Origin of the sequence: Brachybacterium halotolerans subsp. kimchii (genome assembly GCF_020792675.1) — a bacterium.
Lineage (GTDB): Bacteria > Actinomycetota > Actinomycetes > Actinomycetales > Dermabacteraceae > Brachybacterium > Brachybacterium halotolerans.
On record NZ_CP086254.1, the window covers coordinates 2162868 to 2188238 of the forward strand.

Below are 25371 nucleotides of genomic sequence, written 5' to 3' on the forward strand. Positions count from 1 at the left end.
CGGAAACGGGATGTGATGCGCATCCCGTATATTCCTCGCAAGTCGGACACTTCGGGCTCGACGTGGCATCCTCGATCTACCCCGTTCCGCGCATCCGGAGCGGCCCGGAACCCGTCGCGGAGACTGCGGTGCGACCCGCACCACGCAGAAGCACCCGCATCGCCCCGACCCGAGCCGCACGGACGGCGCCCTCCAGGCGTCGGCGCGGACGGGATCGTGACGCCGCAGAGGCGCCCGCCCCAGGACGGGGACCGGAGATCAGCAGTCAGCAGGAGGTGGAGAGATGGTGTTCGTCGCGCGTCCGGAGGCACTCGCTCAGCTCCAGCGCGCGCTCCGGGATCCCGCCGGCAGGACGCTCACGGTCTCCGGCCCCATCGGCAGCGGCAAGTCGTTCCTGCTCGACGCGCTGCGTGGCAGCGCCTCCCTCCCCTCGACCATCGTCCGGGCCGGGTCGGCCCCCTCCGACTGGACCCTCGGGGGCCTCTCCAGCGTCCTGGCCGCGATCGACGGGCTGCTCGGCACCGAGACGCTCCCCGTGCTCGACGCGCACGACCCGGCGGACCTGCCCGCGCTCGCCCGCGGCATCGCCTCCGAGATCGAGCGGCGATCGATCGCGGACTTCCTCGTGATCGTCGACGACGCCGACCTGCTGGACGAGCCCAGCCGCACCGTCCTCGAGGTCGTCACCCTGCGCTGCGCCCCGCACGGGATGCGCTGCGCGCTCGCGATCCGGCCCGATGCGCAGGGCCCCGACTCCGGCCGACGCCAGACGATCGACCTGCCCGACCTCGACCTGGAGACCATGCGCCGCCTCGCGGGGGACTTCGCACCCGAGGGCGCGGATCCCGCCGTCCTGCTGCTGCTCGCGACTGCCGCCGGCGGGAACCCCCTCGCCCTCGAGGGACTCATCGACGCCTCTCTCCCTGAGGCTCTGGACGGCACCTCGCCCCTCCAGGTGCCGCTGCCCGCGGATGCACGGCTCGAAACGGCCCATCGTGCCCTTCTCGACCCGCTCGACGAGGAGCAGATGATGCTGGTGCAGGTGCTCTCGAGCGCGCCCGCGACCCCCGAGACCACGCTGCTCGCGTGCGGGGACCCAGGCACGTCGGCCGTGGCGCTCGACGACCTGATCGGTTCCGGGCTGGTGACCCGCACGGGCGGCCTGGTGCGGCTGCGCTCGCTCTCCCTGCGCTCCTCGGTCTACTGGGGTCAGACCGCACACGCTCGTCAGTCCCTCCACGAGAAGCTCGCCGCGACCGCCGCCGGGGACGCGCCCGAGTGGGGCCAGTGGCATCTCAGCTTCGTCGACCCCGAGCGCGCGCAGCCGACGGTGCTGCTCGAGGGAGCGCGCGCCCTCGTGGACGCGGCCGACACGCGGCCGGCCCTGCACCTCGTGGAGCGCGCGCTGTCCCTGTCCGTCGGCGAGGCCCCGCAGATCGCGCGGCTCCTGTGCGAGCTCGTGGAGTCCCTCCTCGCGCACGGGGAGATCGAGCTCGCCGAGCGATACCTCAGCTTCGCCCGCGAGCGCTTCGCGGGATCAGGCATGCCCGCGGCCCTGACCCGCTCCGCCCTCCTCTTCGCCCACGTCCGGGGCGAGGCGTTGCCGGTGCACCTCCTGCGCCACAGCCTCGCGGACCACGCGGCGGGAACGGAGACCGAACGCATTGACCTGGTGGCCATGGGAGCCCTGCTGCTCCTCCAGCGCTGGGAGCTGCGCGGCGCGCGGGAGCTGGTCGGCCTCGCGGAGGATTCCGGGCTGCGCGCGACGCCCCTGCTCGCGACGACCGCGCGCCTGGCCGACCTCTACCACCGGGTGCTGCACGGCGAAGGAGCACCCGCCGGCGCCTGCGAACGGGTGATGATCGCGGATCTCGAGCGCCCCGGCGACCAGGGAATCGTGAGGACCGTGCTCGCACAGGCGCTCTCGATCGCCGAGTCCTACGCCGAGGCCCGCGATGTCGTCGACCCGTCGGGACGCGGGGGCACCTCCTCGCCGGCCCCGCGCGCACTCAGCCGCGCCCTCGACCTCACGGAGATCGAGCTCCGCGCGGGCCTGCCCGCACGCGCGCGCGAGGCCTTCCGGAGCCTCGCCCCGTTCGGCTCGAGCACGCGCATGATGCAGCCGCTGGTGCTGCGGGCGCAGGTCGCGCTGCTCCTGAGCAGCGGGGAGGTCGAGGAGGCGGAGACGATCCTCTCCCGTCTCCAGCGCAGTCTCGCCCCCGGCGGCAACCCGCGCCTGGAAGCGGAGCTCACCGTCCTGATGGCCCGCGCCGCTCGCATGGGCGGGAACCTCGAGTCCGCGGCCCAGCACTTCGCACGGGTCAGGGCCCAGGCCGCACGATTCCGCGCACCGCACCTGCTGCGCTTCCACGAGCACTACATCCAGACGCTCGTGGAGCTGGGGCGGCGCGAGGAGGCCGCCGCCGTCCTCGAGGAGCTCACGGCGCTCTCCCACGACGCCCCGTCGCCCTGGGCGCGCCTCGCGATCGCCAACTCCCGCACCCTGCTCAGCACCGGCGAGTCCGCGGACGGCGAGATCCAGGGCGTCATCGAGACGGGGCACGACACGGGCCACGAGCTCCAGCGCGGCCAGTTCCTGCTCGCCTACTCCCAGCGGCTCGAGGAGCTGGGGCGCAGCACGGACTCACGGTCGGCGCGCGATGCCGGTCTCCTGGCGATCGACCAGACGGGGCAGAGCACCGCCGACCTCGCACCCGTCCCGGCACCGCGCACGACCGGGAGCACAGACCCCCTGGCCCGGCTCGGCGAGAAGGAGCGGGCGGTCGCCGAGCTCGTCGGCCGCGGCATGCGCAACCGGGCGATCGCCTCCGAGCTGTTCGTCTCGGTCCGCACGGTCGAGCTGCGCCTGACCGGCGTCTACCGCACCCTCGGCATCCGCTCCCGCGCCCAGCTCGCCCAGATCCTCCAGGCCACGGGCACCGGTGCCGGCGTCGGTGCGGGTGCCGACGCCGGTGCCGAGCGCGTCGGCAGTCGCAGCCGCTGAGCCATCGCCGGCGGGCGACGGGCCGGAGCTCAGACGCGCACGCGCTGCGGGGACGGGGCGTCGGCCGATCGGGCGAGGCCCTCGCCCATGCGCAGGCCGTGGTGCCGGTCGAGCGCGTCGCACAGCAGCACGGTCAGCAGGAAGACGGCGATGCCCCACGGGGCGATCGAGGCGCCCTGGCCGGGGAACACGGGGGCACCGAAGGGCGCGAGCAGGGCGGTGAGCCCGAAGGTGCCCAGCTGCAGGAGGATCGGCAACTCGAGGCCGCCGCTCTTCCAGGCAAGGATCCCGCTGCACAGCGAGATGAGGGCGGCCCCGGCGAGCGCGCCCGCGTCGGCCCCGAAGCCGCGGCCGATCAGCGAGAGCGGCACCGGCAGCACGATCGCCCAGAAGGGGCTGCGCAGCCAGGTGCCGACGGCCTGCTGGCCGATCCCGCGGAACACGAGCTCCTCGCCCACGGCGCGCAGCGGCGCGAGCACCACGGTCAGCACGAGCACGCCGACGATCGCCCCGGCGCTCCCCCGCGGCCCGATCTGCGCGGGCCCGGTGCCCACGAGCATGCCCGCGACGGCCGCGATGACCAGCACGGGAAGCATGCGCGCGGCGCCCCAGGCCAGCATGACCGGGCGGATGCGCCCGGCGACCGACCACAGCGTGCGCACCGGTCTCCAGCCGCCGATGCGCACGCCCAGCAGCGCCGCGGGCACTGCGAAGGCGCCGAGCGCGAGGGCGACGAAGACGCTCAGCGGGCTCGCCGGATCGCCCTGGCTGCGGCCGATCGCCATCGGGTCCACTCCCGGCAGGATCGCGAGCACGGTCACCGTGCCCACGAGCACCAGATAGGCGAAGACGATCTGCGCGACGCCTGTGGCCAGCGCGGTCAGCAGCGGCCGGAACCAGCGCGCCCACTCGGGCCGCAGGTGCGCGAGCCTGTGGTAGGGCAGGGCGGCCGACGGGATCGGGTCGGGCACGGGATCGGACGCGCTGTCGGGCTCGGACCGGGGCGCGTCCGCCGGCGCGGCGGACGCGGGCCGGCCCCGCCCCTCAGGCGGCACGTCGCGACCCGGTGCCGGCGAGCTTGGCGCGGCGCTCGGCGCGTTCCTTCGCCTCGGCAGCGTGGGCCTGGGAGGCCGCCTCGCTGAGGCCGAGATCCTCGATCCCCAGGCGATGCGCCGGCTGCGGGAACGGCGTCTCCGAGACCACCTCGCCGGAGGGGCTCACGTGCAGCAGCTCGCCGTCGCCCAGGAGACGCCACTGATCGGAGTCGTCCATGGGCTCGCTCGCGATCACCACCGAGCGCACGTCGCGCAGCTCGGCGCTGGTCGCGCGCAGGGTGTCGGAGGCCTGGTGCAGGGCGTCGTCGTTCCTGCCGCCGGCGGGCCGGTCTCGCACCCACAGCTCGTTGGTCTCCGGCAGGCGCAGCGCGTAGAGGTGCTCGTCCCGGGCGACGACGAGGTTCAGCGAGTAGACGGGCACGCGCCCGAGCACCCAGGAGATCGCGGAGATCAGCCCCGCGTGCAGGTCGCCGCCTGCCGCGGAGGTCTCACCGGCGATGAGCGCGGCGAGCCATTCGCTGTCGGTCGCGCCCTCGACGAGGTGCCCGGCGCCGAGCTCCCGCACGCGCCCGCGCAGCTCGTCCGTCACCCGCAGCACCCCGTTGTGGGCGACGATGATGCCGTCCATGAGGAACGGGTGCGTGTTGACCAGCTCGTTCGCGGTCCCGGACGAGTTGCGCACGTGGGCGATCATCGCGCGGGAGCGCAGGTCGGAGGCGATCCGGGCGTACCGGCTCGAGGAGTGTGCGGCCACCGGCCGCTTCTGCACGTGCGGCGCTCCCTCGTCGTCGAACCATCCGATGCCGGTGCCGTCCGCGTTGAACTGCGACTGGTGCGCGAGCGAGTACGGGGCGTCGAGCAGCCAGAAGCGGGCGGTGACGGGGCGGTCGGCGTGGAGAGCGAAGAGGCGGCACATGGTCCTCCCACTGTAAGGCGGGTGCGCGCGGGCCGCCCGGACAGTGTGATCCGCGGACCCGCGCGGCCCGTCGGCCGGCTGGTCAGCGCCGGGTGGTCCGATCGTCACCCCCGCCTCGCCGACGGGGAGTAGCGTGCGTCACATCCACGGCCGCTCCGGCCGACGCGACGCTCCCCACCGGGCGCCCGCCGACCGCTGTCGCCGACCGCACGTGAGGAGGGGGACGCATGTCCGAGACCGCACACCCCGCGCAGGGAGGCGCGGGCACCGGCCGAGGCGGGAGCGCCGGCCGAGGCGGGGGCGCCCGCGCGACGGCGGGGCCGTCGTTCCAGGCGGTGCGCAGCCTGATCCCGGCCCGCATGGACCGCCTGCCCTGGGCCCGCTTCCACACCCTGGTGATCGTGGGACTCGGCGCCGCCTGGATCCTCGACGGCATCGAGGTGCAGATCGTCGCGGCCAACGGCTTCGCCGCCGACCTCGGCATGAGCAACGAGCAGATCACCGCCTCGGCGACCTTCTACCTGTTCGGACAGGTGCTCGGCTCGCTCGTCTTCGGGCGGCTGACCGACCGGATCGGCCGCAAGAAGCTGTTCGCCCTCACCCTCGCCGTGTACCTCGCGGGCTCCGCGCTCGCGGGCCTCTCGTTCTCCATGTGGTTCTTCTACCTCTGCCGCTTCATCGCCGGCGCGGGCATCGGCGGCGAGTACTCGGCGATCAACTCCGCGATCGACGAGCTGATCCCCGCGAAGTACCGCGGGCGCGTGGACCTCGCCGTCAACGGCACCTACTGGGCCGGCGTCGCCCTCGGTGCGGCCTCGACGATCTTCCTGCTCGATCCCGAGCTCGTGAACGAGCACTGGGGCTGGCGGATCGGCTTCTTCATCGGCCCCGTGCTCGGTCTGATCCTGATCCTCATGCGCCGGGCGATCCCCGAATCGCCGCGCTGGATGCTCACCCACGGGCGCGGCGAGGAGGCCGAGCAGATCATCGCGGGCATCGAGGAACGGGTCCACGACAGCGGCCACGAGCTCGGCGAGGTCGACGAGTCCCGGGCGATCACCGTGAAGCCCGAGGAGCGGCTGCCGTTCCGCGAGGTCGCCCATGTGTTCTTCAAGGTCTACCCGGGCCGCACCGTGCTGGGCGTGACGCTCATGGTCACCCAGTCGTTCCTGTACAACGCCATCTTCTTCACCTACGCGATCGTCCTCGAGCAGTTCTACGGGGTCGCGAAGGACGCGGCGGGGCTGTACATGATCCCCTTCGCGATCGGGAACCTGCTGGGCCCGCTGCTGCTGGGACCGTTGTTCGACACCATCGGCCGACGCAGGATGATCTTCGGGACCTACGGGCTCGCGGCGGTGATCCTCACGGCCTCCGCGATCGCCTTCTCGGCGGATCTGCTGACGGCCACCACGCACACCGTGTTCTGGTGCGTCGCGTTCTTCTTCGCGAGCGCGGGCGCCTCCTCCGCCTATCTGACGGTCTCCGAGGTGTTCCCCCTCGAGGTGCGCGGCCAGGCGATCAGCTACTTCTTCTCGATCGCGCAGATCGCGGGCGCGATCGCGCCGCTCATCTACGGCACCCTGATCGGCGACGGCTCCTCGCGCGGACCCCTCGTCATCGGCTACCTGGGCGGCAGCCTGATCATGCTGATCGGCGGCATCGTGGCCCTGGTGCTCGGCGTGGACGCCGAGCGCAAGGGTCTCGAGGACGTCGCCGATCCGCTCAGCAAGCGCAATGCGGAGGCCGACGAGCAGGGCGAGCAGGAGGCGAGGGCATGAGCATCGACGAGGGCACGAGTCGACGACCCGACCGGGCTTCGGACGCCCCGTCGGCCGACACGCTCCCGATCGTGGTCGGGGTCAGCAGGTCCTCGGGGTCCCCGGCCGCTCTGCGCTGGGCGCTCGAGGAGTCGAGGGTGCGGGGCGTGCCGATGGTGGCGCTGCGCGCCTACCGGGTGCCGGGCACTGCGGCCGGATCAGTGCGGCCGATGCCCTCCCGCGTCGCTGACAGCGAGGACCCCCTGCGCACCGCTGCGCTGGACGCGCTGCGGGCCGACGTCCGCCGCGCTCTCGGCGCGACGGCCGACCTGATCGACGGGTCCGATGGAACCGACGACGCGGGCACTGCCGACGGGGCCCGTGGCATCCGTGAGGACGGCAGGGTCGAGCTCCGTGCAGTGCGCGGCGCGCGTGCGCGGGTGCTGCTCGAGGCGAGCGACGCGGCCTCGCTCCTTGTGGTCGATGCGCCGCGCCGACGGGAGATCGGCACGGGGCCGACCTTCGCCGCGCAGCTCGTGCAGCGGGCCCGCTGCCCGGTCGTCATCATGCCCGGGCCCGTACGCGGGGCCGCGCAGTCCCAGGTGGAGTGACGGCGGGGCGGCCGCAAGGCTCTTCCCACGGCGGACGTCTGGGGGGGGGCGCCTCGAGCATGGTGCCACCGCCCCGCGCTCGTCCCTTCGGCCGATCCGGGGATCCCGCACGGGTTCCTACGATGTGCGGATGACCTCCTCCCCCGTCGACGCCCCCGCCCCGAGCGGCGTCGACCATCCCCCGGCACGAGGACGCCTCGTGCGTCGTCTCGCCGAAGCCGGCCGCATGCTCGTGGTCTCCCTGGCATGCCTCGTCGTCGGTGCGTGCCTCGCCCTGATCCTCTTCCTGGCCGCGTGGGACACGTACGGCGAATCGCTGCCGGGGCGCGTCGGGCTGACGCTCGTGATCGACGTCGGCGTCGGCGCCGTCGCGAACCTCGCCGCCGGCCCGATGCGACGCGCGGGCCTGTGGAATCTGCTGCTGGTGGTGCCCGGCGCACTCAGCGGCTCCGCCCTGCCCGCCGCCGCCGTGGGACTCGCCCGGGTCGGCGTCCGGCGCGATCGGCGCCTGGACGCCATCGGGCTCTCGCTCGCGGCGGCCACGGGGCTCATCTTCACCAGCATCGACCGGTGGGCCCAAGGGAAGTGGTCGAGCACCTTCGTGTTCGACATCCTCCTCAGTCTCGTCTTCGCGGGAGCCGCCCTGCTCTGGGGGCGCGTCCGCGGCACCCGCGCCGTCCTCATCACCTCCCTGCGCAGCCAGGCCGCGACCGCCCAGCGCGAACGCGAGGCCCTCGAGCGCGAGCACGAGGCGCTGGCCCGTGAGCATCGCGCGCTCGTCGCCCAGGCCGAGTCCGAGCAGCGCGCGGCGATCGCCCGCGACATGCACGACAGCCTCTCCCATCACCTGTCCCTCATCGCGATGCACGCGGGAGCCCTCTCCTACCGTGCGGACATGCCGCCGGAGCAGATGCGGGACGTCTCGGCGACGATCCTCGCCGACGCCCGCGCCGCGAACTCCGAGCTGCGCCACGTGCTCTCCGCCCTCCGCACCGACGATGCGGAGCCCCTGCCCACGGGCGCGCACATCGGCGAGCAGATCGAGCGGGCCCTGGCAGGGGGCCAGGACGTGCACCTGGAGTGGATCGGCACCGATCCGCACGACGTCGATGCCGCCGGCTCGGCCCTCGTGGTGACCCTTGCCCGCGCGGTGCGCGAGCTGCTCACCAACGCACGCAAGCACGCCCCCGGGCAGCCGCTGGCGCTGCGCATCGCCCACGAGGCGGGCACGCTGCGTCTGACCTCGCGCAACACCGTGCCGGAGGATGTGCGCACCGCGGCCTCCGAGCTCGGATCCGGGCTCGGGCTCACGGGCCTGCGCGAGCGCGTGCGCCTGCTGGGCGGGACCATGAGGGCCGAGGCGGCCGCCGCCGAGGGCGGCACCGACACGGACGACGACAACGGCCCGGCGGAGTCCCCGCTCGACGCACCCGCCTTCGAGGTCGAGCTCTCCCTCCCCTGGCCCGACCACCGCACACGAGACGAGGACGACGCATGACACCCGGGAACCCCGCGACCGACCCGGCCCCCGATCCCCTCACGCCCGGGCGCGGGGGCGAGGCCGCTCCGTCGCCCACCACCGCACCCGCCGGCGTCCGCGTGCTGCTCGTGGACGACGAACAGCTCATGCGCGCCGGTCTGCGGCTGATGATCGACGGCAGCGACGGCATCGAGGTGGTCGGCGAGGCGGCCGACGGCGCCGCTGCTCTCGAGGCGGTCGCCGCGCTCGATCCCGACGTGGTGCTCATGGACATCCGCATGCCCCACATGGACGGCATCGAGGCGACGCGCCGGCTGAGCGGCGACGGCGCGCGACCGGGTGTCGTGGTCCTCACGGCCTTCGACACCGACGGGTTCCTGCTCGATGCCCTGCGCGCGGGCGCCGTCTCCTTCCTGCTCAAGGACTCCCCGCCCGAGCAGGTCGTGGAGGGCATCCACGAGGCAGCCCGCGGAGAGGCCCGCTTCTCCCCCGCCGTGCTGCGCCGCCTCGTCGCCCTCGCCGCGGCAAGTCCCGGGCCACAGGCCGGGTCGGCCGCCGACCGCACCGGGGCGGCAGCCGACCGCACCGGTCCTGCTGTCGAACACAACGCCCCGTCGGCCGACCGGCGGGAAGCCGCAGCGGAGCTGACGCCGTTCGGGACGCCCGAGCGCACGCAGCCGGTCCCCGCCGACGCGAGCTCGCTCCCCCATGCGATCACCGAGCGCGAGTGGGAGGTGGGGCGGCTGGTCGCGCAGGGCCTGACGAACTCGGAGATCGCCGACGCCCTGTTCCTCTCCCTGCCCACGATCAAGACCCACATCGGGCACCTGTTCGAGAAGCTGCTGGTCACTAACCGCGTGCAGCTCGCGATCCGCGTGCTCGAGATCGACGGCGGGGCCTGACCCGTCGAGGGGCACCCGATCGACCTCGGGCGCCTGAACGCCCGCGGCACCGGTAGGCTCGCGAGGAACCGACCGCGGGAGATCCTCACGTGAAGTACCTGGCCATCGCCCTGATCCTGGGCCTGCTCGCCCTCCGCCTGCTGCGCGGACGATGGGGCTCGCGATTCCTCGGCGTCTCGGGCCGCGTGGTCGACATCGTCTACGTCGCCGCGCTCGTGATCGCCGGGGTCGCCGCCGTCGCCACGAAGTACTGGCTGCTGCTCGCGCTCGTGGTGGTGCTGCTCGTGCTGCGGATCATCGAGGCGGTGCGCTCCCGAGCTCCGCGCGACTGATCCGCCGGGCGGCCGGGCGGCGCCATTGAGCGGCGGGAAGCCGATGGGGGGCCGACGGGGGCCGATGGGGAGCCGACGGGGTGGGGGCATGTCGTCCACCGGCATATATGGGACGTCTCTGCCACCGGTGGCAGAGACGTCCCATATATGCCGCTCGGTGACAGGAGCGACCCAGCTGACCGGCATCGCCTCCCCGATACCTGGCCACCTTCCCGCCTTCGCCGCTCTGCACCCTCAGCTGCGCCCTCACTTCCGCCCGAAGACCACCAGGCGCTGGGCGAGGAAGCTGAGCACGAACAGCGCCAGGTCGGTCGTCACCTTCGCGACCAGCAGCGATGCCCCGAGGCCCACGAGGGCGTCGACGAGGAGCACCCCGGCCCCGAGCACGACGGCGGCGAGCACCCCGTACCGGACGACTGCCCTGCCGAGCGGGACGTCGGCCCCGCCGTCGAAGACGACACGCCTGTTCAGGGCGAAGTTCCCGCTCGCGCTCAGCACCCGTGCCGCCGCCAGGGCGAGCCACACGGGAGCGCCGAGCGCGGAGACCGCGAGGAACAGCAGGGTGTCCAGGGCGAAGGCCAACAGCCCCGACCCCATGAAGGCGACCACGGGACCGAGCACGCGCAGCGAATCCCGCACGGGCCGGAAGTGGCTGGCCTCGTTGTCGTCGAGATAGACGGTCTCGATCGGCACCTGGTGCAGGCCGATGCCCTCGCGGCCGGCGCGCACGAGCATCGAGTACTCGTACTCGTAGCGGTCGCCGGGGATCCCCTCCGCCCAGGCCAGGCGCGAGAAGGGCAGGCCGCGCAGGCCCGTCTGCGTGTCGCGCAGGCGCGCGCCGGAGGCGAGGCGCAGCACCCACGAGCTCACCACGTTGCCCAGCCGCGAGCGCAGCGGCACCTCGGACCGGTCGAAGCCGCGCACGCCGAGGACGAGGTCCGTGCGGGGCGCGGACGCTGCGGTCGGCGCCGACGGCGCGGCCGAAGCGGCAGGACCGGCCGACCCTGGCCACACTCCCCCGTCGGCCGACCAGCTGGGCACCGCCCCATCGGCCGACGCCCCGATCCCGTCGAGGACGTCGCGCACGCGGCGGATGTCGGCGAGGGTGTGCTGGCCGTCGGCGTCGGCGGTGACGACGCCGCTGCCGGGGCGGGTGGTGCGCACGTGGGCGATGCCGGCGCGCAGGGCGCCGCCCTTGCCGCAGTTCTCCGGCAGGTGCAGGACCTCGGCGCCCTCGAGGGCGCAGCGGTCGAAGACGACCTCGTAGTCGGGTCCGGAGCCGTCGTCGACCACGAGCACGTCGATGTCGTCGGCGGCGAGCCGCGCGACCAGGTCCACGAGCGGACGCGCGGGGGCGAGCGCAGGGATGAGGACCACGGCGCGGGCCGGAGCGGCCGGCTCGGTCGGAGCGGCCGGCTCGGTCGGTGCGAGCGATGCTCCGGGACGGGCGGGAGCAGTGTCGGGGTGGACGGGCGCGGTGTCGGGGCGCAGGTGGGGGCGGATCGTGACCATCGCGCTCACCCGGCCACGTACAGGATGTCGGAGGTGGCGCGCTCGCCGCCGTTCGAGGGCTCGTTGAGGATCTCGCCGTCGAAGATCATCACCGAGGAGCCGCCGCCGTCGAGGTTGTAGCCGCTCGTGCAGCCGAGGTCCGCGAGGATCTCGCCGAGCTCGGTGAGGCCGACGCCTCGCGAGTGCCCCTCGGAGCGGCCGTCGACCACGAGGAAGACCAGGTGGTTCTCGCCGATCACGCCAATGGCGGTGCGCGGCTGCTCGCCCTGGATGGAGTGGTTGCCGATGTTCGTGTCGATCTCGACGTCGTCGACGCCGTCGGGGACCTTCCCGTCCTCGAGCACGGCCGGGCCGAAGCTGAGGGTGTTCCAGGCGCCGTCGGCCAGCAGCTCGTCGGCGCTGGTGGTGGTCTCGTCGTAGATCTCGATGCGTCCGTCGGTATAGAAGACGAGGCCGTCGCGGGCAGGCTCGTCGCGGTAGGAGACGCCGTTGCGGATGACGATGCCGGTGTCGCGGAAGCCGTAGTAGTCGCCGTTGATGGCGAGCACCGCCGCGTTGTCCGAGGCCATCTCGCTGGGCTCGGCGGTGATGTTCTGGCCGAACTCGTCCTGCGCGAAGGCCGAGCGGACGATCGTCGCGTCGTCGATCTCGATCTCCGCGGCGTACCAGGCCAGGGCCTCGGAGCCGCTGCCGGTCTCCGTCTGCGTGAGGGTGATCGTGGTGGTCGACGACGTGTACCCGGTGCTCGAGTACTCGCCGTCGGTCGCGAGCACCGCGGTCTGCGCGGTGCCGGCCTCGGACTCGGCGGCGGAGACGTCGGAGACCTCGACCTTCTCCCGCAGGAAGCGGTCGTAGGCCCAGGCCGCGGAGCCGCCGGTGCCGGCGAGCAGGGCGACGCCCGAGCCCAGCAGCACGCGACGGCGGATCACGCTGCGCCCGCGGTGAGTGCGTCGGCCCGCCGGGGGCTGGGCCGACGACGGCTGGTCCGACGGGGGCTGGTCCGACGGGGGCGGGTCAGACGGGGGCTGGGCCGGGACCGACGGGTCCGACGGGATCCGATCCGACGTCGGCGCGTCGGGCGAGAGCTGACCCGGCGGATGCTCGCCGGGGTCGCGGGTGGGTGCGTGGGGTGCGTTCATGCGCCATAGAGTCGGCGCGCAGACTGTGCCCGGAGCCTCGGGCGGGCTGTGGGGGTGCTGTGCGGCCCGGCGGGCCCCGGCTCAGCAGCTCAGCGGATCAGCACCCCGGGCTCAGCGGGTCAGCACCCCGGGCTCAGCGGGCCGTCGGGCGGGCGGCGAGGCGCTCGAGCATCTCGTCGAGCGCGACGCGGTCGCGGTAGGCGCCGTCGCGGACGACGCCGCGCACGTCGGCGAGCGCAGCGGCGTCGGCCGTCGGGTCCCCGCCCAGCAGCACGAGGTCCGCCTCGAAGCCCGCGCGAACCGCACCGGCCCGGTCCTCGCGGCCGAAGAAGCGGGCGGTGTCGCTGGTCGCCGCGCGGAGGACCGACGTCGGGCGCACCCCGGCCTCGGCGAGCAGAGCGAACTCGTCGTGCAGACCCAGGCCCGGGATCACCCAGCTCGCGCCGTTGGAGTCGGTGCCGGTGAGCATCGGGACGTCGGCGTCGGCGAGCACGCGGGTCATCCGCAGCTGCGCCTCCCAGTGCTCGGCGAGGGCCTCGCGCGTGGGCGCCGGGAGCTCCTCGAAGGTGTCGGTGACCGACTCCCACACCGCGAGCACGTCGGGCGCGATGAACCGCTTCCGGGGATCGTCGCGGTGGCGCGGCGTGCCCGGGAACTGCTGGGTGTGCACGCGGATCAGCGTGGGGCACTGCCAGGTGGTGTTGGCCGCGAGCAGGCGGGCGAGGGACTCGGCGCGCTGCTCGTCGAAGGTGCGGTCCACGAGCCGGTAGTTCTCGGCCGTCTTCTCGCTGGTGCGGGCCACGGGATTGACCACGAGCTTCATGAGGAAGGGCTGGAAGATCCGGTTCGCGATCGGGGCGAGACCGGGGATGCGCGGGAGGCTCGGCACGCCGCCGGCGTTCTTGCGCACCTGCTGCTCGCGCCGCGAGGACGCCGCGTACAGCGAGAGGCCGGTGCCCAGGTGCTCCATGCAGTGCATGCCCGCCTCGGAGGCCTCGCGGGCGTCGATGTCGTCGGGCACGTGGCCCACGACGTCCAGGCCGACCTCCTTGCCCTCGGCGATCGCGGCGAGCAGCGTGCTGCGGTTGGTGAAGCCGGCCTTGATGAAGTCGGCGCCGCGCTCGGCCTGGTGGCGCACGGTGGCGGCGGCGCCCTTCGCGTCGGGCGCGGTGAACGGGGTGAGCAGGTCGCCGGGCAGGGCCAGCAGGCGGGGCGAGCCCTCCGGGCTGCGCAGCGTGCCGGCGGCGCGGCGGGCCAGCAGCTCGTCGCTGCCGGACATCTGCCGGTATCCGGCGATGCCGGCGGCGAGCATGAGCGCGTAGGTCGCGTCGACGTCCTCGGGATCGTTCAGCGGGTGCGCGTGCGCATCGATGTAGGCGGGGACGACGAAGAGGCCCGAGGCGTCGACGACGCGCGGCGATGCGGCGGCTCCCGCGCCCTCGGTCCTGCCCTCGGGGCGGTCGTCGTGCGCCGCGACGGAGGCGATGCGCTCGCCCTCGAGCCGCACGTCCTGATGCGCGGTGACCTCGCCGCTCGCGGGGTCGACGACGGCGACGTCCGCGAGGACGAGCGAGCCGGCGGCGGTGGGTGCGGGGACGTAGCTCGCGGGAGTCATGCCCCGAGGCTATGCCCCGGCGCCGTGCGCGGGTCCGGCCGGGCGCGAGGGGCCGGGGACGTGCGCGGGGTCGGGGACGTGCGAGGACTCGAGGATGTGCGCGGCGGCCTGCTCGACGCCCATCTGCGAGGTGTCCACCTCGATCGCGTCCGACGGGGCGGGCAGCGAGGGGATCGCGAGCAGCTCGCGCAGGACCCCGGCGTCGACGAGCTTCGAGCGCTCCGCCCGTTCGGGGGAGTCCACGCGCGCGGAGAGCTCGTCGGCCGATGCCGTGAGCCAGACGGGCACGAACCGCGCGCCGCGCTGGGCGGCGAGGTCGCGCAGGCGCTGCACGTGGGCGGCGTTGTCCGGATCCTCGGGCAGCCAGTTGGTGAAGACGTGCGAGAGGCCCGCTGGGGCGGCGAGCGTCGCCTCGAGCACCACGTCCAGGACCCGCGCCCGCAGCGCGTCGGTGTCGGCGAGGTCCCTGCCCCCGCGATCCAGGCCCATGGGCACGAAGACGGCGTTGTTGACCAGGTGGTTGTCCACGACGATCGCGCCCGAGCGCCGCCCGATCTCGCGGGCGATGCTGAGCTTCCCGACGGCTGGCGGGCCGACGAGGAGGAAGAGGCGGGAGGGCGCGGGTCGCTCGGGGCTCATGCCCACAGAGCGTAGAGGGTGGCGCGCCCGGTCCCCCGTCGGCCGCGCCCGCCGGGTCGCCCGAATCGGCCGAGCCGGCCGAGCCGGCCGACGGACCGAGCCCGTCGGCCGCTCAGAGGGTGAAGCCGGCCGGGAACGGGTCGCTGGGGTCCAGGACGATCTGCGAGAGAGCGGTGAGCCAGGCGCTGCCGGTGATCGTGGGCAGCACGGCCTCCGTCCCGCCGATGCGGGTGGTCCCGACCAGGCTGCCGGTGAAGGACGTGCCCAGGATCGACGTGCTCTCGAAGTCCTCCTCGAGGCCCAGGTCCCCGCGGGCGTGGTGGATGGCCATGAGCGCGCTGGTGCCGGTGCCGCCGGGCGAGCGGTCCACCCATCCCGGGTGGTTGACGAGGGCGTGCTTCGCCCCGCGCGCGTCCGAGGCGGGGTCCAGCAGGATCGTGTGCTCGCAGCCCTCGTAGCCGGTGCCGGGATCGCGCGGCAGGATCTGCGCGTTCACCGCGTCCATCACCGCGCTCCCCGCTCGGATGAGGTCCCCGGACGCCTCGCGCTCGACGCGGAGCCCGAGCGCGTCGGCGCCGAGGACCGCGTAGAAGTTCCCGCCGAAGCCGATGTCGACCGTGACCTCCCCGTATCCGGGGACGTCGATGCGCTGATCGAGGGCGTGCGCGAAGGAGGCGACGTTCGCGATGGTCACCGCGCGGGCGCGCCCGTCGCGCACCTCGACGTCGGCCGTGATGAGGCCGATCGGGGCGTCCAGGCGGATCCGGGTGACGGGCTCGGTCACCTCGACCATGCCGGTCTCGACGAGCGCGGTCGCGACGCCGATCGTGCCCGCCCCGCACATGGGCAGCACGCCGGTGACCTCGATGAACAGCACCCCCCAGTCGGCGTCCTCGCGGGTGGGCGGCTGCAGGATCGCGCCGGACGTCCACCCGGTGCCGCGCGGTTCGCACATGAGCAGGGTGCGCAGGTCGTCGTGCTCGGCGACGAAGCGGGCTCGGCGCTCCTCCATGGTGTCGCCGGGCAGCGCGGCCACTCCCCCGGTGACCACGCGCACAGGCAGGCCTTCGACGTGCGTGTCGACGACCTGCAGCAGACGGCGCGCGCGCATCAGCGGACCTCCGACGGGGCGACCGGGCTGGGCGCAGCGGGAGCGGTCGCCCCCGTCCCAGCGAGGTCGTCGAGCAGGGCGACGGGCAGCTCGACCTCGGTGACCTCGGCCTTGCGCCGTCCGAAGTCCACGCCATGCTCCTCGCGCAGTCGGCGCAGGTGCTCCTCGGCCCGCTGCGGGTAGTCATCGGCGAAGGCCGACGGGTCGATGGCGATCGCGAACATGCCCAGGCTCGGCGAGGCATCGCCGGAGTCGAAGGGCGCCGCGTCCAGCGAGAACGAGCCTCCCGACATGGCCGCGAGCATCTCAACCATGAGTGCGATGTTCCCGCCCTTCACGCCGCCGAAGGGCAGCAGGGCGCCGGCGAGCGCCGCGCGGGCGTCGGTCGTCGGCTCGCCCTCCGGGTCCAGGGCCCAGCCCTCCGGGATGGAGGAGCCGTCCTCGGCGGCGTCGCGGATCTTCACCCAGGCGGTCTCGCTCGTGGCCTGGTCGAACATACGGGGGCCCTCCGGGTGCGGGAGGGCGAAGGCGATCGGATTGGTGCCGGTCACCTCCTGGCTCGCGCCGTGCACGGCCATCAGCGCGGGCGAGTTCGCGCCGGTCACGGCCACGAGTCCGTGCTCGGCCAGGCGGGTCGCGTAGTCGCCGAGCTCGCCGGCCGTGAACGCGTCGCGCACGGACAGGACCGCGACGCCGCAGTCCCGGGCGGCCGCGACGAGTGCGTCCTCGGCGGTGTCGAAGGCCAGCTGGGCGGTGCCGCAGTCGGCGTCGACCATGATCACGGCCCGGCGGGGCGCGGTCACGCGGGGGCGGGCGTCGGGCGCGATCCGGCCCGATCGGAGGCCGTCGAGGTAGTCGGGCAGGTGGGCGGCGCCGATGGCGGACTTGCCGCGGCGCTCGGCGGAGACAGCGGCCGCGGCCAGGGACTCGGCGACCTCGGCGGATCCGCCGGCCGCGCGCACCGCCTCACGGCAGAGGTCCGTCAGCTCGGCCAGGGTGAGGCGACGGGTCGGGGCGGGTGCGGCATGGCCGGAAGACGCGGAGCTCGAGGTCATGGTCGTCCACGCTATCGGAGCGGCGCGCTCGGCTCCGGGGCGTCCGGCGTTCGACGCTCCCGACCCGGCCCCAGCCTCCATCGCTACAGTGCCGGAGGTCGGGCACCCGGACCCGCACCCGCACCCGCACCCGCACCCGCACCCGCACCCGACAGAAAGCGATCATGGCCTCCTCCGCCTCGTCCACCGCCCTCATCGCCTCCGACGTCCACGCCGGCTACCCGGGCCAGAGGGTCCTCGACGGGATCGACCTGGAGATCCGCTCGGGCCAGGCGCCCACGGGCCTGCTCGGGCCGTCGGGCGCGGGAAAGACGACGCTGATCGACGCGCTGCGCGGGGTCCTGAAGCCGACGTCGGGCCAGGTCATGTACGAGGGCAGGAACGTCTCCCGGCTGCGCGGCGCGCACCGCAAGGCGTTCACGGCCGACGTCCGCTTCGTCTCCCAGTACGCGATGACCGTGACCGATCCTCGGGCGAGCGTCGCCGGGGCCCTGGGCAACGCCGCGCGCGAGGCGCGCAAGGGCGGCCGCACGCACGCGGTGTCGGTGACCGAGATGCTCGCGACCGTCGGCCTCGAGCCTCGCTTCGAGGGCCGCACGCTGCGCTCGCTCTCCGGCGGGGAGCTGCAGCGCGTCGCGCTCGCGACGGCGCTGGCCACGCGCCCCGGGATCCTCGTGCTCGACGAGCCGCTGACCGCGGTGGACCCGGGCATGCGCGGGGAGATCGCGGCGGGACTGCGCTCGCGCGCGAGCGAGCTGGGCGTGGGCATGCTCATCGCCTCGCACGACCTCGAGCTGCTGCAGCGGCTGTGCGAGGACGTCGCCTTCCTCGGCCAGGGACGGATCCTCGCCCGCGGGACCATGCACGAGGTGCTCGCGAGCACCGAGCACCCGGCGATCCGGGACCTCGCGGCGAGCGCCCCGCTCGCCGTGCAGCGCTTCCGCTGAGCGATCCCCGAGTCCGGCACGCCGCCCGAGCGCGCGCTCCGATCCGCCAGTACCGCCCCGGGTTGAGCCGAGGCTCAGCGCGCCCCGTCCTCCGGCGGGAGAGTGCGGATGATCCTGGCCGGTGAGCCGGCCGCCAGGACGTGATCGGGAAGGTCCCGCAGCACCAGGCTGCCCGCACCGACCACCGTGTTCCGGCCGATGCTCACGCCGGCGCCGACGGTGACCGAGGCGCCCAGCCAGCAGTTCTCCCCGATCGAGATCGGCAGCGCGCGCTCCCAGCCCTCGCGCCTGCGGGCGTGGTCGTCGATCGGGTGCAGGGCCGTCATCAGCTGCGCGCCGGGCCCGAGCCGGGCATGGGCGCCCACGGTGATCGCCGCATCGTCCATGAAGAAGGCGTTCGCGTTGACGAAGGCACCGTCCTCCAGACGGACATGGGCGCCGTAGGTGCACTGGAAACGGGGCACCACCTCGACGTCGGCGCCGAGGTGCCCGAGCATCGCGGTCAGGGCGCGGTGGCGCTCGTCGTCCTCGTCGGCCCCGGCGGAGTTGAAATCGTCCAGCAACCTCCGGCATCGACGTCGCTGCTCCTGCAGCTCCGGGTCATCGAGGTACCACTCGCCGCGGGCGAGGCGCTCGGCGTGTTCTCCCATGGCCCGATGGTCTCAGAGCGGACGCCGCCCGGCGCTACAGCACCCCGAGGTGCTCGAGCAGGATCTGCAGGCCGATGAGGATCAGGATGACGCCGCCGACGACCTCCGCGGGAGTGCGGAAGCGCGCGCCGATCCGCTGCCCCAGGAACACGGCGACGAAGGACAGCACGAAGGTCACGACGCCGATCACGGGCACGGCGGCCCAGATCGAGAGCGAGGAGAAGGCGATCGAGATCCCGACGGCGAAGGCGTCGATGCTGGTCGCGATCGCGAGCACCACCACCTCGCGCGGGGTGACGCGGTGATCGGGGTGATCGGGGTCCTCGGGGAGCTCGTCGGCCGGGTCGTCGGGCCGGAAGGCCTCCCAGATCATCTTGCCGCCGACGATCGCGAGCAGGACGAAGGCGATCCAGTGGTCGATCTTGTCGACGTAGGTGCCGAAGGCCGCTCCGAGCAGCCATCCCAGCAGGGGCATCACGGCCTGCGCGATGCCGAAGGCGGCGGCGAGGACGAGCGCGTTGAACAGGAGCTTGCCGCGGATCTGCAGTCCACGGCCGAGGGCGACCGCGAAGGCGTCGGCGGAGACGCCCAGGGCGAGGATCAGAAGGGTGGCGGTGGCGGCCAGGGTCATGGGGGCGGGGCCTCACGAGTCGGGCCGGCGGATGGAGTCCTCCGGCATGGTCAGATGCCGAAGGTCTCGTTCACCCTGGCCGCGCCGCTGCTGCGGTCGCGGAGCCGGGCGGCGGGCCGGGTGCCGGAGCACCAGAATGTCGACGTCGCCTCGGCGCTGCGCCAGGGGCAGACGGCCGGGCCGACGTGCCTGCGGCGCTCACGCGCTGGGAACTACTCCCCTTCTGCCTGCAGAGTACGGGAGGCCGGCGGCGGCGCGAAGCACCGGTGGGAGGCCTCACGAACCGTCGGTCCTCCCTTCCTCAGCGGCGCCCGCCCGCGAGGGCGAACCCGCCGAGGGCGATGAGCGCGGAGACGAGCATCGTGAGGGCGAGCGGGAGCGTGGTGTCCTCGCCCGCGAGGCCGACGAGCCCCGCGACGATGCCGGCGAGCACGAACTGCAGCATGCCCAGCAGCGCGGAGGCGGAGCCGGTCGAGCGCGGCGGGACCGACGAGAGCGCGAGCGCGGTGGCATTGCCGAAGACCAGACCGAGCGGCGCGATCGCCGCGAACAGCGGCACCATCAGCCACGCCGAGGGTGCTCCCACCAGCGTGAACGCGAGGATCACGAGGACCGCACAGGTGCTGATCGCCAGGCCCGTGCCGGTCAGGGTGCGCACGCTGACGCGGGAGGCGAGGCGGGCGGAGAGGGCGGAGGAGGCCATGAGGCCCACGGCGTTGACCGCGAAGGCGAGCCCGTACTGCACGGTGCCCAGCCCGATCATGTCCTGGTAGACGAAGGGCGAGGCGGAGATGTAGGCCATCATGATCGCCATCCCGAAGCCGAATGCCGCGACGTGCCCGAGGTAGCCGCGGGTCAGCATCGCCGACCAGACGGTGCGCCCCGTCGAGGCCGCGTCGGACGCGGCGTCGGCCGCGTGGGAGTCTGAGGCACGATCGCCGGAGGCGGAGGCGTCGGAGCCTGAGGCATCGGCGGTGCGCCGCCGCCCCGCGCGGGCCTCGGCCGGGAGGGTCTCGCGCACGCACAGCAGCGTCGCGACCAGGGCGACGAGGCCGAGCGCCGCGACGATGCCCAGCAGGCCGCGCCAGCCGAGCGGGGCGGCGAGCAGGCTGCCGCTGAGCGGCGCGATCACGGGCGCGACGCCGCTGATCATCATCATCACGTTCAGGGCGCGCGCCGCCGCGGGTCCGCGTTCGCGGTCCAGGATCATCGCGCGTCCGATGACCATGCCGGCGGCCCCGCCGAGACCCTGCAGGAGCCGCGCGATCACGAGCATCTGCACGTCGACGGCGAGGACGGCGGCGATGCTCGCCCCGAGGAACAGCACGAGCCCGATGAGCAGCGGGGGCATGCGTCCGGAGCGGTCGGACCAGGGTCCGAACACGATCTGCCCGAGCCCGGCGCCGACGAGGAACGCGGTGAGCGAGAGCTGCACGCCCGTGGCCGTGGTCGCGAGGTCCGAGGTCATCGCGGGGAACGCGGAGAGGTAGAGGTCGGTGCCGAAGGGGGCGACGGCCGCGAGGATCGCGAGGGTCACCAGCATCGCGGCGCCGACGGGGCGGCCGGGCGCGGGTCGGTCCGGGGTGGAACTCACGGGCCGCGCGGTCGTCTCGGCGGGCGGGTCGATGGGTGGGTCGATGGTCGCTTCGCTGGTCACGGCGCGCAGTCCTCCTTCGCGGTGCACGGACCGTGCGGCTCCTCGCCGGCTCGTCGCCGGCTCGTCAGGTCCGTCGGGCGCTCCGACGCACCGCATGAATATTGTTATGCATTCATCGCAATCTCGCGAGAAGACCGTGCCGCAGACCACTCGGCAAGGCGGAGGCGCCTGGCGAACCGGAGCGGCCGAAGCGACCGTCCGTCCGTGCGCGGGCCTACGGTGAGGCCATGGCCTCCACTCCCCCGCCCGACGCGGCCCCCGCCGCGATCGCCCCGCTCGCCTCGGTCTCGATCGACTGCCAGGATCCGCGCGCGCTCGCGCCCTTCTACTGCTCGCTGCTGGGCCTCGCGGAAGCCTTCGCGACTCCCGACGGATCCGTCGTCTCCCTCGCGGGGGCGGGCCCGATGATCACCCTGATGAGGGCCGACGACTATGTCGCCCCGCAGTGGCCGGACGGCCCGCAGCACCAGCAGATGCACCTCGATCTCGCCGCCGACGACCTCGACGCCGCCTCGCGCGCGGTCCTCGCGATCGGCGGCGTCGAAGCACCGACGCAGCCCGATCCCGCACGCTGGCGGGTCATGCTCGACCCCGTCGGCCACCCGTTCTGCCTGAGCGCCGTGCGGCCGGACTGATCCACCCACATGGCCGTGCAGGTGAAGCCGCCTCAGGTCAGCTCGTCGTGCTCCCCACTCGCCCAGGCCGCATGCCGACGGGCCGAGGCGAGCACCGCCTCGCGCGCGTCCTGCAGCACGGCCCCCGCGAAGTTGCCGTAGAGCCGGTCGAAGTCGAAGCGCGCGGCGCCCTCGGCGACGCGCAGCGCGACGGGCCCGGACAGCGGGATCCGGTTGGGGTAGGAGCGCATGAACGCGAGCGTGCGAGCGTCCGGGTTGGGCGCGATGGTGTCGCCCGAGAGCAGCACCCCGCGCCCGTCGCCCCCTGTCCAGTGCACGATGGCGCTGCCGGGGAAATGGCCGCCGAGCTGGGCCGCCGTGACCCCGGGGACCACCTGCTCCTGTCCTTCCCACAGATGGATCCGCGCGGGCGTCCGGCCCAGCCAGGCGGCGTCGGCTCGGGAGACCCACACCGGCACGCCGCCGAGCGCGTTCGACCAGGCCGACTGCAGACCGAACATGTGCGGGTGGCTGGGGACGATGGCCCGCATCGGCCCGAGGTCGCGGACGGCGGCGATCGCGGAGTCGGTGATCGCGGCGGGCACCTCGACCATCACGTTGCCGTGCTCGGTGACCAGTACGTTGGCCTCCTGCCCGATGCCCACGCCCTCCACGCCGCGCAGCGCGAACAGCCCCTGCTCGAGCTCGACGAGCTCGAGCGGCCCGGCGTAGCGGGAGGGGTCCGCCCAGTGCTGGATCCCGTCGGCGGGGAGGTACTGGCGCTCGTCCGCGCAGATCTGGCAGATGTCGGGATGATCCTTCGCGTCGTACTCGACGCCGCACGTGGCGCACTGCAGGAGCCCGCGGGTGGCGGCGTGCGCGTCGAGCATTTCGGGGTGGTCGATGGTGCTGACGTTCCGGGTCATGATCAGGCCTCTCCTTGAAGACCATCACCTTCTGACCTCAAGTCCGCTTGAAGTCAAGGGCTTCGCGGCGCAGACTTCTCGCATGACCGCCGATCGCCTCGACCGTGCCTTCCGCGACGAGTCCTCGGGGGTGCACGCCTCGCCGGAGCAGCGACTGAGCATCGGGGAGGTCGCCGAGCGCGCGGGCGTCGCGACCAGCGCGATCCGGCACTACGAGTCCCGCGGGCTGCTGACCAGCGAGCGCACCTCGGGCAACCAGCGGCGCTACGCCCGCACCGTGCTGCGCCGCATCGCCGTCATCCAGGCCGCGCAGCACGTCGGCCTCTCCCTCGCCGAGATCTCCGAGGCCTTCTCGCGCTTCCCGCCCGACCACGCGCCCACCAAGCGCGACTGGGCGCGGCTCGCCCGCGAATGGCGGCCGCGGCTGGACCGGCGGATCCGCGAGCTCGAGCAGGTGCGCGACGGGCTCTCGATGTGCGTGGGCTGCGGCTGCCTTTCCATGCGCCAGTGCGCGATCTACAACCCCGACGACGCCCTCGGAGCCTCGGGCCCGGGCGCGCGCCGCGTGTTCCCGCACCCCGACGAGGAGTGAGGGCTCCCCGTACGCTCACCCCATGGATCAGCCCACCGAGCGCCCCTCACCGGCGCCTCAGCCCCTGCACCACGTGGAGCTGTGGACGCATGACCTCGCGGGCGCCGCGCCGTCCTTCGACTGGCTGCTCGGGGCGCTCGGCTGGACGGGCGAGTCGGATCCGGACTGGCCGACGGGCCGCATCTGGCGCCACCCGAGCGGGGTGTACGTGGTGCTCGAGCAGTCCCCGGCCGTCGTCGGCGAGGTCCACGACCGCATACGGCCGGGCCTGAACCACCTCGCGCTGCACCTCCCGCAGCCCGACGGCGCGGCCGTGGGATCCGCCCTCGACGCGCTCGACCGTCTGCGCGAGCAGGCACCGGAGCACGGCTGGTCCGAGCTCTTCGCCGAGGCCTATCCGCACGCGGGAGGCCCCGAGCACACGGCCCCGTTCCTCGAGAACGCGCAGGGGTTCGAGATGGAGATCGTGGCCTGACAGCGGTGACTACACCCGTCTGACCAGCCGCTTTCCTTCAGCCCACCGCGGTGTTCATCTCTCATACACCCGCGACAGGGCGGGCATAGGCGCTCCACAGGCGCGGACCGGATTCTCGATGTCATACCGATCATCGAGGAGCACACGTCGTGTCCGCCATCCCCCTGTACGCCCTGGATCTCGTCGCCGCCGCGACCCTGACCTTCGGCATCTACTGGCCCCGCCATCGCCGACGCGACCTCGTGGTCGCGTTCCTCGGCATCAACGTCGGGGTCCTCGCCGTCTCCGCCCTGCTCGCGAACTCGGCCGTGAGCGCCGGGATCGGCCTGGGCCTGTTCGGCGTCCTGTCGATCATCCGCCTGCGCTCCGACGAGCTCGCGCAGCACGAGATCGCCTACTACTTCGCCTTCCTGGCCCTCGGCCTCGTGGGCGGGCTGTCCGTCACCCCGGCCTGGATGGGCGCGGTGTTCATGGCGCTCATCGTCCTCACCATGACCCTCGTCGACCATCCGGCGCTGCTCGCCGCGCACCGCCGTCAGGTGGTGGTCGTCGACCGCGCGATCGCCGATGAGGACGAGCTGCGCGCGCACCTCGCCCGGATGCTCGGCGGCCGCGTGACCTCGCTCAGCGTGCAGCGACTGGACACCGTCTCGGACACCACCACGGTCGACGTCCGCTACCGCCTCACCGGCGAGCGCCCGGCGGGCGCCGCCGTGCCGATCGAGGCCAGCGCCGACGAGCGCTCGAGCGCCTCGGTCGGGCGCACCAGCATGGCCTCCCCCGTCGCCGCCGCGTCGGACGCCCCGTCCGACGCGCGGGCCGACGCCTCCCGCCACGTGCAGGGGGTCGCGCGATGACCAGCCTGAGCAGCCTCCCCGCCGTGGGCCTCGAGGAGATCTCCGAGCGCGCCGGCCTGATGACCCGCGTGGACCGCAAGTACCTGGTGCCCCGCGAGACCGTGCACATGCTGATCTCCGAGCTCGACGGCAGCGTGCGCGTCCTCGAGATCGCCGGCCGGCGCACCTTCCGCTACGCCTCCACCTATTACGACACCGCCGATCTCGCGACCTTCCGCGCCGCGGCCGGCAGGCGCCGCCGGCGCGCGAAGATCCGCTGCCGCGAGTACGTCGACTCCGGCACCGCGTTCCTCGAGGTGAAGACCGCCACCGGACGCGGGGGCTCCTCCAAGCAGCGGATCCCGCTGCCCGCCGGATCCGAGGGCGACCCGTCCGCCGGCCCTCTCGAGGGCACCTCCCGGGAGTTCGTCGACACCGCGCTCGACGGCGCCGGATGCACCCTCGACGGGGAGCTCGGGCCGGTGCTCACCACCCGCTACGACCGCACGACGCTCCTGGTCACCGGCGAGGAGAGCCGCGTGACGATCGACGCCGACCTGCGCTGGGAGATCCCCGGCACGCAGCTCCCGACGGGCACGGGCCGGCACGCCGCGACCGCGCCGCTGCCCGGCTACGACCTCGAGGGCCTCGTCGTCATCGAGACGAAGGCCGGCACCCGTCCGGGACGCGCCGACCGTCTGCTCTGGGCCGACGGACACCGCCCCGTGCGGATCTCGAAGTTCGCGACGGGCCTCGCCCTGCTGGACCCGCGCCTGCCGACGAACCGCTGGCACCGCACCCTCCAGAAGGTCCGCTCGCCGGCGCAGCGGGCGGCGTGAGGAGGCCCCGCATCACCACAGGACCAGCCGTCAGCACGTCTCCCACCACCACGACACCTTCAGCCATCACCAC

General features: G+C 73.7%; 24 protein-coding genes. 12 read left to right on the forward strand and 12 right to left on the reverse strand.

The features are described from left to right. Positions 1-283 precede the first annotated feature (283 nt). A complete protein-coding gene (locus Bra3105_RS09735; protein ID WP_228356519.1) occupies positions 284-3004 on the forward strand; it encodes a LuxR family transcriptional regulator in 2721 nt (906 codons plus the stop codon). 29 nt (positions 3005-3033) lie between these two features. On the opposite strand, the gene Bra3105_RS09740 is transcribed toward Bra3105_RS09735, so the two are convergent. Together Bra3105_RS09740 and Bra3105_RS09745 are read right to left on the reverse strand one after the other, a co-directional pair. Next, entirely contained in the window at positions 3034-3975 is a 942-nt protein-coding gene (locus Bra3105_RS09740) for a CPBP family glutamic-type intramembrane protease (RefSeq protein WP_228356520.1), read from the reverse strand. 73 nt (positions 3976-4048) lie between these two features. Next, positions 4049-4975 carry a class II glutamine amidotransferase gene (locus Bra3105_RS09745; RefSeq protein ID WP_228356521.1) on the reverse strand — a complete coding sequence of 309 codons (927 nt, stop codon included), beginning with the start codon at positions 4973-4975 and terminating at the stop codon, positions 4049-4051. A 227-nt stretch (positions 4976-5202) separates the two neighbouring features. Here Bra3105_RS09745 and Bra3105_RS09750 point away from each other — a divergent pair, with 227 nt between their 5' ends. The 5 genes from Bra3105_RS09750 to Bra3105_RS09770 all read left to right on the forward strand — a co-directional run bounded on the left by Bra3105_RS09750 (position 5203) and on the right by Bra3105_RS09770 (position 10060). Next, positions 5203-6756 carry an MFS transporter gene (locus Bra3105_RS09750; protein ID WP_323188812.1) on the forward strand — a complete coding sequence of 518 codons (1554 nt, stop codon included), beginning with the start codon at positions 5203-5205 and terminating at the stop codon, positions 6754-6756. Further along, positions 6753-7346 carry a universal stress protein gene (locus tag Bra3105_RS09755; protein ID WP_228356522.1) on the forward strand — a complete coding sequence of 198 codons (594 nt, stop codon included), beginning with the start codon at positions 6753-6755 and terminating at the stop codon, positions 7344-7346. The genes Bra3105_RS09750 and Bra3105_RS09755 overlap by 4 nt, the downstream gene beginning before the upstream one ends. A 130-nt stretch (positions 7347-7476) precedes the next feature. After that, entirely contained in the window at positions 7477-8844 is a 1368-nt protein-coding gene (locus Bra3105_RS09760; protein WP_228356523.1) for a sensor histidine kinase, read from the forward strand. Next, positions 8841-9728 (forward strand): response regulator transcription factor, encoded by an 888-nt coding sequence (locus tag Bra3105_RS09765; RefSeq protein ID WP_228356524.1) that lies wholly within the window; start codon positions 8841-8843, stop codon positions 9726-9728. Before Bra3105_RS09760 ends, Bra3105_RS09765 begins: the two co-directional genes overlap by 4 nt. Before the next feature lie 89 nt (positions 9729-9817). Next, the gene (locus Bra3105_RS09770; RefSeq protein ID WP_200503902.1) at positions 9818-10060 is read left to right on the forward strand and encodes a hypothetical protein; all 243 of its coding nucleotides are present in this window, start codon (positions 9818-9820) and stop codon (positions 10058-10060) included. Positions 10061-10306: 246 nt separating this feature from the next. On the opposite strand, the gene Bra3105_RS09775 is transcribed toward Bra3105_RS09770, so the two are convergent. From Bra3105_RS09775 to Bra3105_RS09800, 6 genes are all read right to left on the reverse strand, one after another. Beyond that, complete coding sequence (locus Bra3105_RS09775; protein WP_228356525.1) at positions 10307-11572, reverse strand: GtrA family protein; 1266 nt, start codon at positions 11570-11572, stop codon at positions 10307-10309. 5 nt (positions 11573-11577) lie between these two features. Beyond that, positions 11578-12711, reverse strand: a complete 1134-nt coding sequence (locus Bra3105_RS09780; protein WP_228356526.1) for a phosphodiester glycosidase family protein — start codon at positions 12709-12711, stop codon at positions 11578-11580. Positions 12712-12844: 133 nt separating this feature from the next. Next, positions 12845-14326: an amidohydrolase family protein gene (locus Bra3105_RS09785; protein WP_228356527.1), complete on the reverse strand. Its 1482-nt coding sequence runs from the start codon at positions 14324-14326 to the stop codon at positions 12845-12847. Positions 14327-14335: 9 nt separating this feature from the next. Continuing rightward, positions 14336-14965 (reverse strand): P-loop nucleotide/nucleoside kinase family protein, encoded by a 630-nt coding sequence (locus Bra3105_RS09790; protein WP_228356528.1) that lies wholly within the window; start codon positions 14963-14965, stop codon positions 14336-14338. A gap of 112 nt (positions 14966-15077) precedes the next feature. Beyond that, positions 15078-16076, reverse strand: coding sequence for a proline racemase family protein (locus Bra3105_RS09795; RefSeq protein ID WP_228356529.1), 999 nt, complete (start codon positions 16074-16076; stop codon positions 15078-15080). Continuing rightward, positions 16076-17131 carry an Ldh family oxidoreductase gene (locus Bra3105_RS09800; RefSeq protein ID WP_228356530.1) on the reverse strand — a complete coding sequence of 352 codons (1056 nt, stop codon included), beginning with the start codon at positions 17129-17131 and terminating at the stop codon, positions 16076-16078. The genes Bra3105_RS09795 and Bra3105_RS09800 overlap by 1 nt, the downstream gene beginning before the upstream one ends. 164 nt (positions 17132-17295) lie before the next feature. Here Bra3105_RS09800 and Bra3105_RS09805 point away from each other — a divergent pair, with 164 nt between their 5' ends. Continuing rightward, positions 17296-18078, forward strand: a complete 783-nt coding sequence (locus Bra3105_RS09805) for an ABC transporter ATP-binding protein (RefSeq protein WP_228356531.1) — start codon at positions 17296-17298, stop codon at positions 18076-18078. Positions 18079-18152: 74 nt separating this feature from the next. Here Bra3105_RS09805 and Bra3105_RS09810 read toward each other — a convergent pair whose 3' ends face one another. The 3 genes from Bra3105_RS09810 to Bra3105_RS09820 all read right to left on the reverse strand — a co-directional run bounded on the left by Bra3105_RS09810 (position 18153) and on the right by Bra3105_RS09820 (position 21016). Next, the gene (locus Bra3105_RS09810) at positions 18153-18728 is read right to left on the reverse strand and encodes a sugar O-acetyltransferase (RefSeq protein ID WP_228356532.1); all 576 of its coding nucleotides are present in this window, start codon (positions 18726-18728) and stop codon (positions 18153-18155) included. A 34-nt stretch (positions 18729-18762) separates the two neighbouring features. Next, positions 18763-19359, reverse strand: a complete 597-nt coding sequence (locus tag Bra3105_RS09815; protein WP_228356533.1) for a manganese efflux pump MntP — start codon at positions 19357-19359, stop codon at positions 18763-18765. Positions 19360-19660: 301 nt separating this feature from the next. After that, complete coding sequence (locus tag Bra3105_RS09820) at positions 19661-21016, reverse strand: multidrug effflux MFS transporter (RefSeq protein WP_228356534.1); 1356 nt, start codon at positions 21014-21016, stop codon at positions 19661-19663. A 227-nt stretch (positions 21017-21243) separates the two neighbouring features. Here Bra3105_RS09820 and Bra3105_RS09825 point away from each other — a divergent pair, with 227 nt between their 5' ends. After that, positions 21244-21651 carry a VOC family protein gene (locus Bra3105_RS09825; RefSeq protein ID WP_228356535.1) on the forward strand — a complete coding sequence of 136 codons (408 nt, stop codon included), beginning with the start codon at positions 21244-21246 and terminating at the stop codon, positions 21649-21651. Positions 21652-21683: 32 nt separating this feature from the next. Here Bra3105_RS09825 and Bra3105_RS09830 read toward each other — a convergent pair whose 3' ends face one another. After that, positions 21684-22556: an MBL fold metallo-hydrolase gene (locus Bra3105_RS09830; protein WP_228356536.1), complete on the reverse strand. Its 873-nt coding sequence runs from the start codon at positions 22554-22556 to the stop codon at positions 21684-21686. Between the two features lie 82 nt (positions 22557-22638). On the opposite strand from Bra3105_RS09830, the gene soxR reads away from it, so the two are divergent. The 4 genes from soxR to Bra3105_RS09850 all read left to right on the forward strand — a co-directional run bounded on the left by soxR (position 22639) and on the right by Bra3105_RS09850 (position 25298). Next, on the forward strand, positions 22639-23148 hold the full coding sequence (soxR, locus tag Bra3105_RS09835) for a redox-sensitive transcriptional activator SoxR (RefSeq protein ID WP_228356537.1): 510 nt from the start codon (positions 22639-22641) through the stop codon (positions 23146-23148). Between the two features lie 22 nt (positions 23149-23170). Then, complete coding sequence (locus Bra3105_RS09840; protein ID WP_228356538.1) at positions 23171-23623, forward strand: VOC family protein; 453 nt, start codon at positions 23171-23173, stop codon at positions 23621-23623. Between the two features lie 149 nt (positions 23624-23772). Beyond that, on the forward strand, positions 23773-24480 hold the full coding sequence (locus Bra3105_RS09845) for a DUF4956 domain-containing protein (RefSeq protein ID WP_228356539.1): 708 nt from the start codon (positions 23773-23775) through the stop codon (positions 24478-24480). Then, on the forward strand, positions 24477-25298 hold the full coding sequence (locus Bra3105_RS09850; protein ID WP_228356540.1) for a VTC domain-containing protein: 822 nt from the start codon (positions 24477-24479) through the stop codon (positions 25296-25298). The genes Bra3105_RS09845 and Bra3105_RS09850 overlap by 4 nt, the downstream gene beginning before the upstream one ends. Positions 25299-25371 lie beyond the last annotated feature (73 nt).

What these genes read in the sequence shown, in the direction of transcription:
- Bra3105_RS09735 (WP_228356519.1), top strand. Translation starts at nt 284, where the DNA reads ATGGTGTTCGTCGCGCGTCCGGAGGCACTCGCTCAGCTCCAGCGCGCG.
- Bra3105_RS09745 (WP_228356521.1), bottom strand. Translation starts at nt 4,975, where the DNA reads ATGTGCCGCCTCTTCGCTCTCCACGCCGACCGCCCCGTCACCGCCCGC.
- Bra3105_RS09750 (WP_323188812.1), top strand. Translation starts at nt 5,203, where the DNA reads ATGTCCGAGACCGCACACCCCGCGCAGGGAGGCGCGGGCACCGGCCGA.
- Bra3105_RS09755 (WP_228356522.1), top strand. Translation starts at nt 6,753, where the DNA reads ATGAGCATCGACGAGGGCACGAGTCGACGACCCGACCGGGCTTCGGAC.
- Bra3105_RS09760 (WP_228356523.1), top strand. Translation starts at nt 7,477, where the DNA reads ATGACCTCCTCCCCCGTCGACGCCCCCGCCCCGAGCGGCGTCGACCAT.
- Bra3105_RS09765 (WP_228356524.1), top strand. Translation starts at nt 8,841, where the DNA reads ATGACACCCGGGAACCCCGCGACCGACCCGGCCCCCGATCCCCTCACG.
- Bra3105_RS09775 (WP_228356525.1), bottom strand. Translation starts at nt 11,572, where the DNA reads ATGGTCACGATCCGCCCCCACCTGCGCCCCGACACCGCGCCCGTCCAC.
- Bra3105_RS09780 (WP_228356526.1), bottom strand. Translation starts at nt 12,711, where the DNA reads ATGAACGCACCCCACGCACCCACCCGCGACCCCGGCGAGCATCCGCCG.
- Bra3105_RS09785 (WP_228356527.1), bottom strand. Translation starts at nt 14,326, where the DNA reads ATGACTCCCGCGAGCTACGTCCCCGCACCCACCGCCGCCGGCTCGCTC.
- Bra3105_RS09790 (WP_228356528.1), bottom strand. Translation starts at nt 14,965, where the DNA reads ATGAGCCCCGAGCGACCCGCGCCCTCCCGCCTCTTCCTCCTCGTCGGC.
- Bra3105_RS09795 (WP_228356529.1), bottom strand. Translation starts at nt 16,076, where the DNA reads ATGCGCGCGCGCCGTCTGCTGCAGGTCGTCGACACGCACGTCGAAGGC.
- Bra3105_RS09800 (WP_228356530.1), bottom strand. Translation starts at nt 17,131, where the DNA reads ATGACCTCGAGCTCCGCGTCTTCCGGCCATGCCGCACCCGCCCCGACC.
- Bra3105_RS09805 (WP_228356531.1), top strand. Translation starts at nt 17,296, where the DNA reads ATGGCCTCCTCCGCCTCGTCCACCGCCCTCATCGCCTCCGACGTCCAC.
- Bra3105_RS09810 (WP_228356532.1), bottom strand. Translation starts at nt 18,728, where the DNA reads ATGGGAGAACACGCCGAGCGCCTCGCCCGCGGCGAGTGGTACCTCGAT.
- Bra3105_RS09815 (WP_228356533.1), bottom strand. Translation starts at nt 19,359, where the DNA reads ATGACCCTGGCCGCCACCGCCACCCTTCTGATCCTCGCCCTGGGCGTC.
- Bra3105_RS09825 (WP_228356535.1), top strand. Translation starts at nt 21,244, where the DNA reads ATGGCCTCCACTCCCCCGCCCGACGCGGCCCCCGCCGCGATCGCCCCG.
- Bra3105_RS09830 (WP_228356536.1), bottom strand. Translation starts at nt 22,556, where the DNA reads ATGACCCGGAACGTCAGCACCATCGACCACCCCGAAATGCTCGACGCG.
- soxR (WP_228356537.1), top strand. Translation starts at nt 22,639, where the DNA reads ATGACCGCCGATCGCCTCGACCGTGCCTTCCGCGACGAGTCCTCGGGG.
- Bra3105_RS09840 (WP_228356538.1), top strand. Translation starts at nt 23,171, where the DNA reads ATGGATCAGCCCACCGAGCGCCCCTCACCGGCGCCTCAGCCCCTGCAC.
- Bra3105_RS09850 (WP_228356540.1), top strand. Translation starts at nt 24,477, where the DNA reads ATGACCAGCCTGAGCAGCCTCCCCGCCGTGGGCCTCGAGGAGATCTCC.